The sequence below is a fragment of the Salinispirillum marinum genome (assembly GCF_042650105.1).
GTDB lineage: Bacteria > Pseudomonadota > Gammaproteobacteria > Pseudomonadales > Natronospirillaceae > Salinispirillum > Salinispirillum marinum.
The window spans coordinates 1,014,527-1,028,266 of the sequence record NZ_JBHSAL010000001.1 but is presented as its reverse complement, the minus strand read 5'-3'; the positions used below and the strand labels follow the sequence as shown (position 1 = coordinate 1,028,266).

The window sequence follows — 13,740 nt, the reverse complement described above, 5'->3', positions numbered from 1 at the left end:
TCGCAGGACAGCACTAATTGTTAAAGAACAATAATTCCGTCATTTGTCGGGATTTTCGTCAGGCATGCATGATTAATATGAATCCATTAGATCAAATCGGGTATATGGCAGTCCTCCGTTATCACTACGGAGAATAGCATCAAACTCCGCATTCCTTATTGCTTCTGCAGGTATCGCAATCGTATTTGTTTTCAAACAATAGGTATACCCATTGCATCTCATTGATATTTGCAGCCTGAACTGAGTAAATTCATCCTCAAGTAGATTGAAATGCAACTCCCTAGTTCCTGTCGAGGATCTGGTTACTATAGCGTTTTTAAAAGAATATAAGTACATTATGTATTGGTATGGCGGGCTTTCCCAGTCGTGCGTGAAAATAGCTTGGCTCATATTTTTAGACACAATCCCATACAAGTCTATTAAGTCACCATTGATAAGTCTTGAATATCGGGATATTCCCGGGAAAATCAGTCGTTCATCATCATATATAGAGAAACCTACTGAATTAATATGACTGCACCCAGAGTGAGGGTTGTACCTTTGGCAGATGCCTTCTATCGGATCAGTTGTAGATACAATAAAATAAAAATAGAAGTCATTGCTTTCATCTAATTTTGCTAGGCCAAAATGTTCTAGCTCAATATCAATGTGTTTGGATGCACAACCTGTGCAGAACAATATAACTAGAAAGTTTATAATATAAATTTTCATTAGGGGCACCTCGTGGCTTCAATGGCCTGTAGATACATTCCTCTTGAATCATAGTGATGCAAGTTTGTTTGAACGTTCTGTGCACCCTTTATTGCACCCAGTTGATTCCCAGCCGTAGCGATGACATCTGAGCCATCAATCTTTGATGAAAATATCGATCCGATTCCAGACGCGATTAACCCTACCGCATTGCCAACTATGGGTATATTGACCACTTTATCCAGCAAAGTTTGCCTTTGGTGCATGTTGATATGTGTATTAGCATTTGTTGCCGGGCGAGGTACGTTACCGAATGTTGAGACGGGATCTAGGGTGACGAGACGCTCTACCGATATACCGTGGGTTTTCAACTCTTCAGTGATTCGCATAGCCGCAGCAGCACCATAACTGTGCCCAGTAAGCTTAATACTGGTTTCACCCAAGGCTACACGAGCAATGATATCGGCGATTATTTCATCGGCGTCTTCATGGCCATAGTATGCACTGTCGTTAGCAGTAATTAGGCCGCGCTCAATAGCCCAGTCCATCGTCTCATTCATGTTGCCGGTACCCCTAATGCCTAGATCCCGTCTTTCTTTATCCTTCGTAGGCCAAAGTCGAGCAAGGAAGTCCGCTTTATCTGCACCACCGCCAATGAAGTATTCAACTAACCCCATCGGATCCACCCACCTGAGCGGGTTGCCACTCACATAACCATACGCCATCTGTTGGCTGGGGTCACGCAGCAGTTGTTGGGTGTTTAAGGTGGTGCTGGCTAACAGCTGATGCCGTGCACTTTGTGGCAAGGCCAGTTGGTTAAAGCTGTAGTAGTCGGGTTGTAACCAACGTCCAAGCTGTGGGTTGTACCACCGTGCATCCATGTGGATGAGGCCGGTTAAATTGGTTTCGTACTGTCCGGTGTAGAGGTAAGGAACCAAGTGGCGTTTGGGGCTGTGGCCGACGTGGGTGCGGGTCATCTGTTCGTGTGAGTAACGATGCGTAAAACCGTATGCCTCGCCCTGCGGGGTGTAGTCCCAACGGAAGGCGTTGCCGGCTTCTGGGCCGGTGATTTTCACGGTGCTGCCCAGATGGTCTTGGTGGAAGTAGCCGGTTTCGGCGTAGTTTTGCGCAAAACCGGTAACCCGGAACTCGTCGTTCTGCCACTGGTGGACGTTTTGGCTGATCAGGGTGCCATACGGCAGGCCTTGTTCACCGGGCAGGTAGTTCAGGGTGCGGTAAGGGTTCCCTTGGTTATCCCATTGCGCCAATTCCTGCCGTCCGTCGTACAAGCTGCCGTATTGGTAGCTACGCTCCCAGTCGCTGAGCTGGGTGTGCACGCGGCGGTCTTGCGCGTCGTACGCGAACTGGTACTGCGCACCGTACTCGGTGGTTTGGGCGGTCATGCGGCCCAGGGCGTCGTGTTGATAGGTTTCACTTGCGCCGTTGCCTAGGTTTTTCTGAGTAAGCTGGCCGTTTTGGTTGTAGGCGTAGGTTTGGGTCAGCTTGTCTTGGTTGTGGTTCACCGAGGGGTCCCACATGAACTCAAACAGATGTTGTTGGTCGAGGTGGTGGATGTCCCAGTTCGATAGAATGCCATTACTGTTATAGGCATTGTTGTCGTTGCCGCGTGAGTTACCGCCACCGCTGTGCCGTAAGCGCCAATGGTCGGCTTGCACCAGTTGGTTGCCGTCGTTGTAGTGGTATTGGTAGCTTAAATCCCGCACCTGTTTGTGGGTGAGGTTGCCTACCGCATCCCACTGGTAGGTGGTGGTGAGGTTTTGTGGTTCGTCGGCACGAACGAGGCGGTCGTTCTCGTCGTAGTCGTAGAAGAAGGAGAACTTTTCATTATAGGTGCGTGCACTTAAATTCCCTTCGCTGTCATGAAAATACAGGTGCTGGTCTTGCGTGCTCCAGCCATCTTGATTGAACTGCTGGCTGAGTTGCTGTTGCGTGGCGCTCCAGTCTTGGGCGTGGTCACGTGCTTGCCAACGGGGGTTACTGGGGGTTTGGAAGCTGTTGAAGAATTTGGCATCAAAACCACTCCATTGTTGGCTGTCTTGTTGCTGCTGCACGATGGCGCGGGTGCGGCCCAGTTCGTCGTACAGGGTCAGGTCACGCGTGCCGTTGGGCAGGTAGCGTTCAGTGATGCGGCCTAATGGGTCACGTTCAAAGTAAGTGGTTTCGCCTGTGACGTGCAGGGATGCACTAACATCGCGGGCGCAGGAAGCGCAGGAGCGATGCAAGGTCAATTCACGGATACGCCCCATGGCATCACGCGCATAGGTGGTGCTCGCACCGCCTGCAACGTGCATGGCTGCGCGCTGGTTATTGGCGTCGTAGGCGTAGTCGATCCGTTGGTTCAGGGTGTGGTTCAACACGGCGACTTGGTTTCCGGCCGGGTCGTATTGGTAGTCTTCCCGGTTGGCGGGACTGTCAATTTGCGTCAGGTTGCCACGGGCGTCGTAGGCTTGGCGTTCGACGATGCCTTGGAACCGGCGTTCCACCAGTTGGTCGCGGCCGTTGTACGCCAACTGAATATCGGTGCCGGCTTGGGGTTGCTGGATCTCGGTGACGCGGCCCAGCCCGTCGTATTGGTAACGGGTGCTGAGGTTTAAGGCATTCGTGCGCTGCACCAGTTCGTCGCGTTCGTTGTATTCCAAGCGTTCACGCTGGTTGTTGGCGTCGATGATCTCGGTCAGGCGGTTCCCGGTGTCGTAGGTATAGCGCGTGCTGGCTCCGTCCGGCAGGGTCACCCGAGTGAGGTTACCGAAATCGTCGTAATGGTGTTCGGTGGTGCGGCCTAAGGTGTCGGTGTGTTCGGTCACTTGATGGCGCAGGTTGTAGGCCCAGTGTTCGACATCGTTTAAGGCGTTGATCTGGGCGACTCGGCGGCCCAGTTCGTCGTAGGTGTAGCGCGTCTGGTTGTTCAGCGGGTCTATGACCCGTTCGACTTCACCAAAGGCGTTGTGGTGCACGTCGGTGCGGGCGTTATTGCGGTCGATCACGGCCTGTACGCGACCGGCAGCGTCCCGCTCGTAGGTGATGGGCTTTTCGTAGGCATCGCGCTGTTCAATCACGCGGCCCAATGCATCGCGTACTTGCGTTTGCGTGTTGCCGTTCGGGTCTGTCATGCCCACCGGGCGGCCGAGCGGGTCATAATGGTATTGGGTGTGCCATGCATAGCCTTGGCGCACGGCTTCGGCGTCGTAATGCACGCTGACTTGGTTGTCCGGGGTGTATTCCAGCACCTGGGTGTCGCCGTTGCGGTCGGTGTAGCGCACGATGTTGTCGGCGGCGTCGTAGTCCCAGTGTTCGCTCAGGCCTTCGGGGTAATAGGTGGCGATTTTACGGCCCCGGGCGTCGTAATGGTGGGTGATGCGGTTAAAACCATCCGGCAGGGTGATCTCTTGCAACTGCCCTAGGGCGTTGTACTGGTAGCGCGTTTGTGCGCCGTGCGGGGCGATGCGCTGGGTCACACGGCCTAGGGCGTCGCGCTGGTATTGGGTGCGGCGCGTGTCGCCGTTCTGGGCGATCAGCGTTTCTTCGGTGAGGTGCCCGGCGTGGTTGTAGGTCAGCGTCAAGGCGGAGCCGTCGGGGTTATCGATCTGCGTCAGCAGGCCTCGGGTGTCGTAGCGGTAGCGCCAGAGCTGCCCGGCGGCGTCTTCGGTCTCGATCAACCGGCCCATGAGGTCGTACCGTTCGCGCTCGCGGCGTTCGCGGTCGGTGCGCAAGGTGGGCAGGCCGGGGTCGAGTTCGGTACGGGTGATGTCTAAATAACGTGCTGTCTGGTTGTAGACCCAGGTGATCTCCAAGCCCGCGGGGGTGGTGTGGGCAATGCGGCGGCCGAGGTCATCATAGGCGAAGGTGTGTTCACCGCCCAAGTTGTCGCGCTGTTCGATGAGTTCACCGGCGGCGTTGTAAGTGAAATCAATTTGGCCTCCGGTAGCATCGGTCTGTTGGATGACCTGCCCGCGCTGGTTGTATTGCCGGGTGATGCGGTCTTGTTGCGGGTTACCGGGGGCAGACTGGGTGGCCAGTTGACCACGGGCGTCGCGTTCAAGCCGGGTTTGGTGGCCACGGGCGTCGGTGGCGGCGGTGACTTGACCGCGCGCATCGTGTTCGTATTGCACCACATAGGCACCCAGGGTGCTGTCGTACAGGGTGTCCAACTGGCCTTGGTTGTTCCAAGTGAGGCTTTGAGTGTTGTTCAAGGCATTGGTCAGGTTGCGCAGGCGGCCATCGGGGTGGTAGTCAAACGTTTGTTGGCTTCCGGTGGCGTCTTCTTCACGGGTTTTACGCCCGGCGGCGTCGTATTCATAGGTGTGGTGCAGTTCCGTGCCTTGCAGTTCCGCCCGGGTCAGGTTGCCGCGCGTGTCGTAGGTGTACAGCCAGACTTGCTGGCTGTGCTGATCGCCGCCGGGGTGCGTGGCCTTGATCAAGCGGTTGTTGGCGTCGTATTCGTAGGTGTAGGCGTACTCGGTGCTGCCATTACCGTCGGCGTTGGGCATGACGATGGTTTTACTGGCGACTTCACCGCGTGGGGTGTAGGTATAGAGTGTTTGTACGCCGGAGAAGTCGGTTTCTTGTACGAGGCGATTATTACCGTCGTAGACAAAGGTGGCGTGCCGTCCGCTCGGGTCGGTCACGCGCGTGGGTTGGTTCAGGCTGCGGGTGCCTTGAGTGTAAGAGTAACGGGTCATGCGGCCTAAGGCGTCTTCGTGCAACAACAAGCGGCCCATGGCGTCGTATTCCAACCGTTCTGTTCGCTGCGCTTGGGTGACGGCATCGGTGTAGGTGATCTCGGCGGGGTAGCCGTTGCTGTCGTAGGTCCAGTCAGTGCGGTGCCCGGCTTCATCGATGCGGCGCACCAAGCGGTTGCCCTGCCAGTCTTGTTGCACCGTCTCGCCAGTCGGCAGGCGGATTTCGGTTACTTGACCTTGGCCATTGCGCACGTATTCGGTGCGGTGGCCGTCGTGGTCGGTCAGGCTGAGCAAACGGCCTTGGGCGTCGCGTTCAAAGGTGGTGGTGCGGCCGGTTGGGTCGCGCTGCCAGGTCACGTTGCCTTGGGCGTCGTAGGTAAAGGTGGAGGTGTCGCCGGTCGGGTTGATGACCGCCACGCGGTTGCCCCGGTCGTCGTATTCAAACTGCACCTGTTGCCCGCCGGGCAAATGGGTTTGGGTGTCGGTGAGGCGGTTTTCGCCATAGGCGTAGCGCGTGATGGCGCCATCGGTCGCAAAGCTGCGTTCACGCACGTCGGTGATGCGGTTTTCAAAGTCGTAGATGTAGGTCCACGCATGGCCTGCGGGGTCGGTCTGGCGGTCGACCACGGTTTTGCCGTCTTGCTCACGGTAGGCGTAGACGCTGGCGTGGCCTTCGCCGTCGATTTTTTGGGTAATGGCCAGCGGATTGGTGGCGTATTCGTAAAGGTAAGACTCGGTGCTGCCATCAAACCCGGACACCTGTACCAAGCGGCCTTGGCTGTCGTAGCTGTAGTTGAGTGCACGGCCTACGGGGTCGGTGATGCGGGTAATGCGGGTGCCGCTGTACTGCACCGCGTAGCTGCGGTCTTCATGGTCGGTGATGGTAGTAATGCGTTGTTGTGCGTCGCGCGTGAGGGTGACGGTGCGGTCATCGCCTTGGACGATCTGCACCAGCATGCCGTGCGTGTTGTAACGGTAACGCAGGCCTTCGGTCGCCCGAATTTCCAAGCCATCTGACCATTCTGCTAGGCTGACGGTGTTCACCCCTTCCGCCACATAACCCGTGCCTTCTTCCCGGAACAAGATGCGGTCACCCTTGGGGCTGACCCATTTTAAGCGCTGCACGCCGATCAGTTCTTCGGTGCGGTGGTTGGGGTCGGTGGCGAACTGGTTGCGTTGTTGGTGCTGTTGGCTGCGGGTTTGGGTGGTTTGTAGGGCACTTAATTGTTGATTAAGGTCGTTTAATTGCGGGGTAAGTTGAGCCAGATAGCTATCAATAAGCGCCAAGGCTTGTGTCGCTATCGTTCTGGTTTGATCCCCAAAAGCCGTGTCATATTTTAATTGGTAATAGGTTTTACGCGCTTGCAGGTCGTCAATCGTGCCTTGTAATGATTGTATGCTGCTCTCAAGTGTTGCAATAGCAGACGTTACGTCAGGAGACGTACCCCAAATTAAACGGGAATCCATGCCCCAATGCCAACCTGCACCCAAAGACCATGCAGATTCATGGCTTAGGCGGTGTTGTCTTGAAATGTTCAGGGTTGTCCCATCAAGGTCAGTCGCGGATGTAATCTTTGAGCCACAGCTGATGGATACCGGACATCCAGATTTGTGAGTCACTGACCCCTGCTGAGAGTTTAAATTTTCTTCAGCACGTTGCTGTGTTTGCGTTGCATTAATTTCTGCTGCGGCCTCTGTTCCTGCTGCCGATACCTGGGCGACGGTGGAACTTTGCGTGTCTTGTTCTGCCGCAAACTCTGCTGTGAGTTCATTAGCTTGCTGTTCATCTTTGCAGCTGTTGCCGCAAGACTCCTCTTCTGAACTTCCGCCTCCACCAGATTCTTCCTCTTCCTCCTCTTCTTTAGGGTTCCACTCACCACAATCATAGCCATTATCACACGGGTTACCATAGGAGCGCGCAAGGGTTGCTGAGGTAGAGCGAAATCCTCGGTTTTTTGGATTCAAGGTGTCAAATTGATGCCATTCCATATATAAGCTTAACGCTCCAGAGCTTACATCTGGATCTTCGAAAAGTTCAGGGCTAGAGGTTAGTGCATCGCGAATAGCAGAAATGACGAGGTCTTGCTGTCCGGTGGTTAATAAAAGACCAAATTGTGTTTCATTGCTTGTCCAAATACCTGGCATCCTCGTTTCTGCCCATTGCGAAAACTCGGTCAAGTATGTAGCTAATCGATAGTATCTTGTTGAGCTTCCATTGATATTGAATTCGGCCAAAGTAAACAGTGTTGCTTGATAGAAAAATTGACGGAGCCCGGCGTCGTCTTTGAATATCAGGCCTTCCCTAACTAAGTATTCAGCCATGTCATACCAAGTCCGGTAAAATTGACTCGTTGACGCTAAATTTCCGCGTTCTATCTCAATTGAGGCTAAACGGAATAGTCGAGTATGAAAATATTGAACGGCGGGAAGAATATCTCCTTGGGTATAACCAGAGGCAAATTGGACATGAGGTCTTAACGCCTTCAAACCATCCATATAGGCATTGGCCGCCTGTTCTGGCTCTTCTTCCCACAACGCATCGCCTTGCTCAAAATGTTGCGCTGCGGTTTGTCGCGCTTCGGCCAACGGTGGCGCGGCGGTGTCGTTATTACACCCGAATAAAAAGAGTGCCACCACCAGCCAATACGTTTTACGAAATACCAGAGCCATAATCCCTCCAATGATCCTTTCAGAACGCATATGAAACGCTAAGCGCGCTGATACGTTGAGCCGATAAGAATCTGAACCGTCGGTTGTAGTCGGTATCCGACCCGTTTTCCGTGAATAGGGTTTCGTTCCCGCCGAGGAACTGCAAACCGCCTATAGCAGACACCGTAACTGCCTCATTCACCGGCATGCGAATGCCTAAGAGCGTATCCAGTTGCACGGCCCATTCGCGGTTAAATTCATCGTCTTGCGCAGCGCTTTCGGGGTTGAATTGGTAACCAAACAGGCTGACGCCGAGCCGGGATTCAGCGAATACATGCTCATTGATGTTGTAGAGCGCTGTGCCTTGCAGCACCAGTCGGGTGGTTAATTCGGTGTAATCGTCGTTCCAGTCACCAAACGCATCGTCATGGGTTTGGCGCTGGTTCCGAAACAAGGATGCGGTGCCGAGGAATACCCCTAAATCTAGGTTAGCTTTATAGGGATAACGCATGCCGATGCCGGCGGTGCTAAAGAGGTCAATATGAACAGAACGGGTATCGGCACTGGCATGGCTCAATAAGCCTAAGAGCGCCCATAAGGCAAAGATTTGGTATTTCATCGGGCTCCCTCAAGCTGAATTGCATGCGCACCTTGCGCAACATCTGAGGGGAATTTACGAAACAATGACGAGATTTACAAAGCGTATTGCGTTCATTTTTGTAGTTTTGAAACAGGAGGATGCCAATATATTGGCGAAGATTTTATGGATATTGGGCATTTGATTGACAGTATAGCGCTGGGGTTTTAGTTAAGCACCACAGTATTGCTATCCATTATGGCATGTTGCACGCTGTTACAATTAAGGCGGTTGAAAATCGGCACAGCCTAACTCTAACCTTGGCGAGCCTCACTCTGGATGCTTTTACCCCGGCGTGCTTCACCCAGGATAGTTACGCACTAAGCCCTGTAAGCCCAAACGCTCAAGCGTATTGGCTACGCCAGCGGCTTCGCGCGAACCGTTTACCGGCCCGATCATTACGCGGTGAAATACGCCACGCTCACCAAGATCGGCCTGAGTAATATGGGCGCTGGTTAAGCCTTCCAATATCAATCGGGCACGCAGGGTGTCGGCATCCGAGCGGCGGGAAAAGGAAGCCACTTGCACAATGTATTGCCCGGAAGGCAAGGCCTGACCCGTTGCACTGCCTTGGCTGGTGCCTGAGTTGGCCGTACCGGAAGCTGTGGATTCTTGCGGGGGCAGGTCGCGGTCACGTAACACCAAGTCGCTGTCGGGCACTAATACGTCGGTTTGTTGCAGCAGGGTGTAAAACTCCAGTTGCTCTTGCCGTGAAGGTTCCGCCGGTGTTGGTCGGGTGGGCGCGGGTGCTTGGGTTTGCGGTGCGGGTGTCGTGACCACTCGAGGCAACGAGGGCAATTCAAGGCGTATCGGTTCACCTTCCGGTTGGCGGCTGAGTAAAAACAAGCCCGCCACGAATAAAATGGCGACGCTGGTGGTGAAAATCCATACCCAACGCGGTACCGAGGAGCGCTGGGGGGCGGCTCGGGAAGACCGTTTTTTCTGGGCGTAATCTCTGGCCACGCGGGGGTAACTCCTATGCTCGAATGGGCTGCATTATCCGTGTTTTAGGGCTTGAATGTAAGTCCGTCAGCAAGGTACATGTGGGGTTAAAATTCATACGGGTCGACATCTATGCCCCAACTGATGCCGCTGGGTGGTCTGTGTTGGGCACAGTGCGCGATGATCTGTTCAAGCACAGCATGCAGGGTTTTACGCTCCGTTGACCGCAACAACCACAATTGCCGATACAGCCCGGCCCGTTTGCTCATTAAAGCGGGCATGGGGCCAAGTCCGGTAACGGCGAGAGGCAGTGCTAAGGTGTTGCCTAGGTCGCTAAGAAACTGCGCGGCCTGTTCTTCTTCTACATGGTCAGCACGCACGGTGGCCAAAAAGCTGAACGGCGGCATTCCGACCTGTTGGCGGTCATGCAGCAGTTGGGTTGCCATGGTGAAATAGTCGGTGCGCAAAAACTGATGAAACAGCGGGTGGTCCGGCAGCCGGGTTTGTACGATTACTTCGGCTCGGGCGCTGCGTCGCCCGGCACGCCCGGACACCTGCGTCAACAATTGCGCCATGCGCTCATAGGAGCGGAAGTCGGCACTGAATAAGCCGCTGTCGGCATCGACGATGCCTGTGAGGGTGACGTTTGGGTAGTCGTGGCCTTTGGCCAACAGTTGCGTACCCAGCAAAATGCCCGCTTTGCCGCTGTGAATTTCGGCGTTAATCGTTGCCCAGTCATCGGCGTGTTTAATGTTGTCGCGGTCGATGCGCCAAAGCGCAACATCGGGCCAATGGGCGCGCAATTGTTCTTCCAAGCCTGCGGTGCCAATCCCCAGCGGTTCTAGGGTGGTGGCATGGCAAGATTCGCACGGGTACGGCGGGCGATGTGACCAGCCGCAATGGTGGCACAACAAGCGGGCCGGTCGCTGATGATAAGTCACATAGGCTGAGCAGTTCGGGCATTGCTGGATGGTGCCACAGGCGGTACACACCATGCTGGGGGCCATGCCACGGCGGTTCAGAAACAGCATCACTTGCTGGCCTTGTTGCAAATGGTCGGTGATGCGTTCCACCAAGGGGTTGCTCAGGCCTGTGGTGGTGGCATGGCGGGTAATATCCACCAAGCTGCGCGCCACTTCACCTTGGTCGGCGCGGCGCAGCAGGGTATGCAGGTTATAGCGGCCACGTTCAGCGTTGGCCAGGGTTTCCAAACTGGGGGTGGCGCTGCCCAGTAGAATAGGGCATCCCTGTTGATGCGCACGCCAGATGGCCACGTCACGCGCGTGGTAACGTACACCGTCATGCTGTTTATAAGAACCATCGTGCTCTTCGTCCACGATGATTAAGCCTAGGTTGTGGAACGGTGCCAGTACCGCCGAGCGGGTTCCCAGTACCAACCGTACCGTGCCATCTTGTAGGCCTTGCCACACGCGCAGCCGGGCGAGGTCGCTCATGCCGCTGTGCAATTGCGCCACCGTCATGCCAAGGCGAGCGGAGAATCGACTGATCATCTGCGGGGTGAGGCCAATTTCGGGCAACAGTACCAAGCATTGCTGCCCGGCTTGCAGCGTCGTACGGCACCATTCGATGTAGATTTCGGTTTTGCCGCTGCCGGTGGCACCCAACAGCACCTGTGGTTCGGCGGTGTCGGGTAGCGCCAGTAAGTGACCTAGAATGTCTGCTTGCGCCGTCGTTAAGGACAGGGTGTTGGCGCTGGGTTGCGCGGCCACCGGTTGCACTTCGGGCTGGATCTGTACCAGCTCATCGCGTTCCAGCGATCGAGCGGTTGCCAAGCTTATGTTGAGTGCTTTGAGTTCAGCTTGGGGTATATCCCCTTGGCTGTGCAGAGCGCTTACTAAGGCTTGCCGTTTTTTCCCGGTCAATTGTTGGGCTGCTATGGCCCTGCCTTTATGGGTTAAGCGCACAACAAGGCGCGGTTTAGGCGCTGGCAATGCAGTGCCCTGACGCGCCAAGGCGGGCAACAACAGTTCCATGCAGTCCCCTAAGGGTGCATGGTAATAACGACTTAACCAATGGCCTAGGGCTAGGCTATCGGCAGGCAATAGGGGCTCGGTGTCGGGTATGTCGATGAAGGGTTTAAGCGTAACATCCGCCGGTGCGTTGGTTTCGTCCAACACAATACCCGTGCATTCACGATGCCCGAACGGCACCCGCACACGCGTGCCCGCCCGCACGTTGGCCGGACCAAGGTAGCTAAAGGTGGTGTGTAAGGGTACGAACACCGCGACATCGTAAACCGTGTTCGCGGTGTCTTGAGTTGTGCTTTGTAGGGAATCTGGTAACATTCGTCGCCCCGAATTGCTGACTGATTGTGCCTGATGTGGCGGATGAGTTCAAAGCGGTGATTTTTAACCCGATGCGGTGCCTGCGACAGAGAGCAGGTGGCGGCGTCAACTAACAGAGGTTCGCTCTCATGAAAGAAGGTATTCACCCTAACTACCAAGTATTGGTTGCCAAATGTTCTTGCGGTAACGTCATCAACACGCACTCGGTGCGTGGCGGTGAAATGAACTTGGACGTATGCTCAGCCTGCCACCCGTTTTATACCGGTAAGCAGAAAATGATTGATGCTGGTGGCCGTGTAGACCGCTTTAACAAGCGTTTCGGTAACCGCTCAATCAGCAAGTAAAGACAATCTGTCTGAGAAAGCGCCCTACGGGGCGTTTTTTTATGGCAACGCGGTTGCAGGCAGTTGGTTTTTTGCCTTGCGTTACGTTATCTTTGCACACTCTCGTCAGCCAACAACCAGATTTCTGCCCGCCTAGCGGAGTAAGAAACGTTTCGTCAATTGGATAATGAACTATGTCTGATTTCAAGCAAGAAGCCTTACGCTACCACGCAGAACCACGCCCCGGAAAACTGAGTATTGAAATTTCAACGCCTGCGGAAACACAGCGCGACCTTTCCTTGGCATACAGCCCCGGCGTGGCAGAGCCCGTGCGCGCCATCGCTGAGAACCCTGAATTAGCCTACACCTACACCATGAAGGGCAATTTGGTTGGCGTAATCTCTAACGGTACGGCCATTCTTGGCCTGGGTGACTTAGGCCCGTTGGCGAGTAAGCCGGTGATGGAAGGTAAGGCGTTGTTGTTCAAACGCTTTGCCAACATTGATTCGATTGATATTGAAGTGAACACCACGGATGTTGACGATTTCGTAAAAACCGTTGAAAACATTGCAGATACCTTTGGTGGCATCAATTTGGAAGACATCAAAGCACCTGAGTGTTTTGAAATTGAGCGCCGCTTGATTGAATCCTGCAACATTCCGGTATTCCATGATGACCAGCATGGCACCGCGATTGTAACCGTCGCCGGTATGTTGAATGCCTTGGAAATCAAAGGCAAAGCCATTGAAGACGCCCGTATGGTGTGCTTGGGTGCTGGCGCTGCCGCAATTTCATGCAGCCGCTTGTTGAAGTCGGCGGGCATGAAACCAGAAAATATCCTGATGCTGGATCGTTCTGGGGTTATTCATTCTGGCCGCACAGACCTGAACGAATACAAAAAAGAATTTGCCGTGGATACCGACCGTCGTACCTTGGCCGATGCCTTGGACGGTGCGGATATTTTCTTAGGCTTGTCAGGCCCGGATTTGTTGTCGCCCGAACTGCTGGCGAAAATGGCACCACAACCCATTGTGTTTGCGTGTTCAAACCCAGACCCGGAAATCAAACCTGAAGTGGCTAAGGCTGCTCGCCCGGATGTAATCATGGCAACCGGTCGCTCGGATTATCCGAACCAGGTCAACAACGTGTTGGGCTTCCCCTTCATTTTCCGCGGTGCACTAGACGTTCGTGCATCGGCGATTAACGAAGAAATGAAGCTGGCCGCAGCGCACGCCATTCGTGATTTGGCAAAAATGCCCGTACCCGAAGAAATTCTGGCGGCCTATGGTGTTGATAAGATGGATTTTGGTCCTGAATACATCATTCCGAAGCCCATTGACGCCCGTCTATTGAACGCGGTAGCCGGTGCAGTTGCCCGCGCAGCGGTTGATACCGGTGTGGCGCGAGTCGCATTGCCAGAACAATACAAGGTATAGCTTACCGTCTGCTCCGACGCTGTTTAGACGCCGCTTTGGCGTCTAAACAGTTTTCAG

7 protein-coding genes are annotated in these 13,740 nt (G+C 54.5%); 2 read left to right on the top strand and 5 right to left on the bottom strand.

The annotated features are described in order from the left end of the window. Nucleotides 1–72: 72 nt before the first annotated feature. The 5 genes from ACFOSD_RS04785 to ACFOSD_RS04765 all read right to left on the bottom strand — a co-directional run bounded on the left by ACFOSD_RS04785 (nucleotide 73) and on the right by ACFOSD_RS04765 (nucleotide 11,924). Nucleotides 73–711, bottom strand: coding sequence for a hypothetical protein (locus tag ACFOSD_RS04785; protein ID WP_380692954.1), 639 nt, complete (start codon nucleotides 709–711; stop codon nucleotides 73–75). Continuing rightward, nucleotides 711–8,060 carry an RHS repeat-associated core domain-containing protein gene (locus ACFOSD_RS04780; RefSeq protein ID WP_380692956.1) on the bottom strand — a complete coding sequence of 2,450 codons (7,350 nt, stop codon included), beginning with the start codon at nucleotides 8,058–8,060 and terminating at the stop codon, nucleotides 711–713. Before ACFOSD_RS04780 ends, ACFOSD_RS04785 begins: the two co-directional genes overlap by 1 nt. 19 nt (nucleotides 8,061–8,079) lie before the next feature. Beyond that, on the bottom strand, nucleotides 8,080–8,658 hold the full coding sequence (locus tag ACFOSD_RS04775; protein ID WP_380692958.1) for a hypothetical protein: 579 nt from the start codon (nucleotides 8,656–8,658) through the stop codon (nucleotides 8,080–8,082). A 318-nt stretch (nucleotides 8,659–8,976) separates the two neighbouring features. Then, a complete protein-coding gene (locus tag ACFOSD_RS04770) occupies nucleotides 8,977–9,639 on the bottom strand; it encodes an SPOR domain-containing protein (RefSeq protein WP_380692961.1) in 663 nt (220 codons plus the stop codon). A gap of 86 nt (nucleotides 9,640–9,725) precedes the next feature. Beyond that, entirely contained in the window at nucleotides 9,726–11,924 is a 2,199-nt protein-coding gene (locus ACFOSD_RS04765; RefSeq protein WP_380692963.1) for a primosomal protein N', read from the bottom strand. A gap of 128 nt (nucleotides 11,925–12,052) precedes the next feature. On the opposite strand from ACFOSD_RS04765, the gene rpmE reads away from it, so the two are divergent. Both rpmE and ACFOSD_RS04755 read left to right on the top strand, forming a co-directional pair. After that, complete coding sequence (gene rpmE, locus ACFOSD_RS04760; RefSeq protein ID WP_380692965.1) at nucleotides 12,053–12,268, top strand: 50S ribosomal protein L31; 216 nt, start codon at nucleotides 12,053–12,055, stop codon at nucleotides 12,266–12,268. A gap of 173 nt (nucleotides 12,269–12,441) precedes the next feature. Beyond that, a complete protein-coding gene (locus ACFOSD_RS04755; protein ID WP_380692967.1) occupies nucleotides 12,442–13,683 on the top strand; it encodes a malic enzyme-like NAD(P)-binding protein in 1,242 nt (413 codons plus the stop codon). The last annotated feature ends 57 nt before the right edge of the window (nucleotides 13,684–13,740 follow it).

Excerpts from the sequence above, each read along its gene's own strand:
- ACFOSD_RS04780 (WP_380692956.1), bottom strand. The coding sequence starts at position 8,060 with ATGGCTCTGGTATTTCGTAAAACGTATTGGCTGGTGGTGGCACTCTTT.
- rpmE (WP_380692965.1), top strand. The coding sequence starts at position 12,053 with ATGAAAGAAGGTATTCACCCTAACTACCAAGTATTGGTTGCCAAATGT.
- ACFOSD_RS04785 (WP_380692954.1), bottom strand. The coding sequence starts at position 711 with ATGAAAATTTATATTATAAACTTTCTAGTTATATTGTTCTGCACAGGT.
- ACFOSD_RS04775 (WP_380692958.1), bottom strand. The coding sequence starts at position 8,658 with ATGAAATACCAAATCTTTGCCTTATGGGCGCTCTTAGGCTTATTGAGC.
- ACFOSD_RS04765 (WP_380692963.1), bottom strand. The coding sequence starts at position 11,924 with ATGTTACCAGATTCCCTACAAAGCACAACTCAAGACACCGCGAACACG.
- ACFOSD_RS04755 (WP_380692967.1), top strand. The coding sequence starts at position 12,442 with ATGTCTGATTTCAAGCAAGAAGCCTTACGCTACCACGCAGAACCACGC.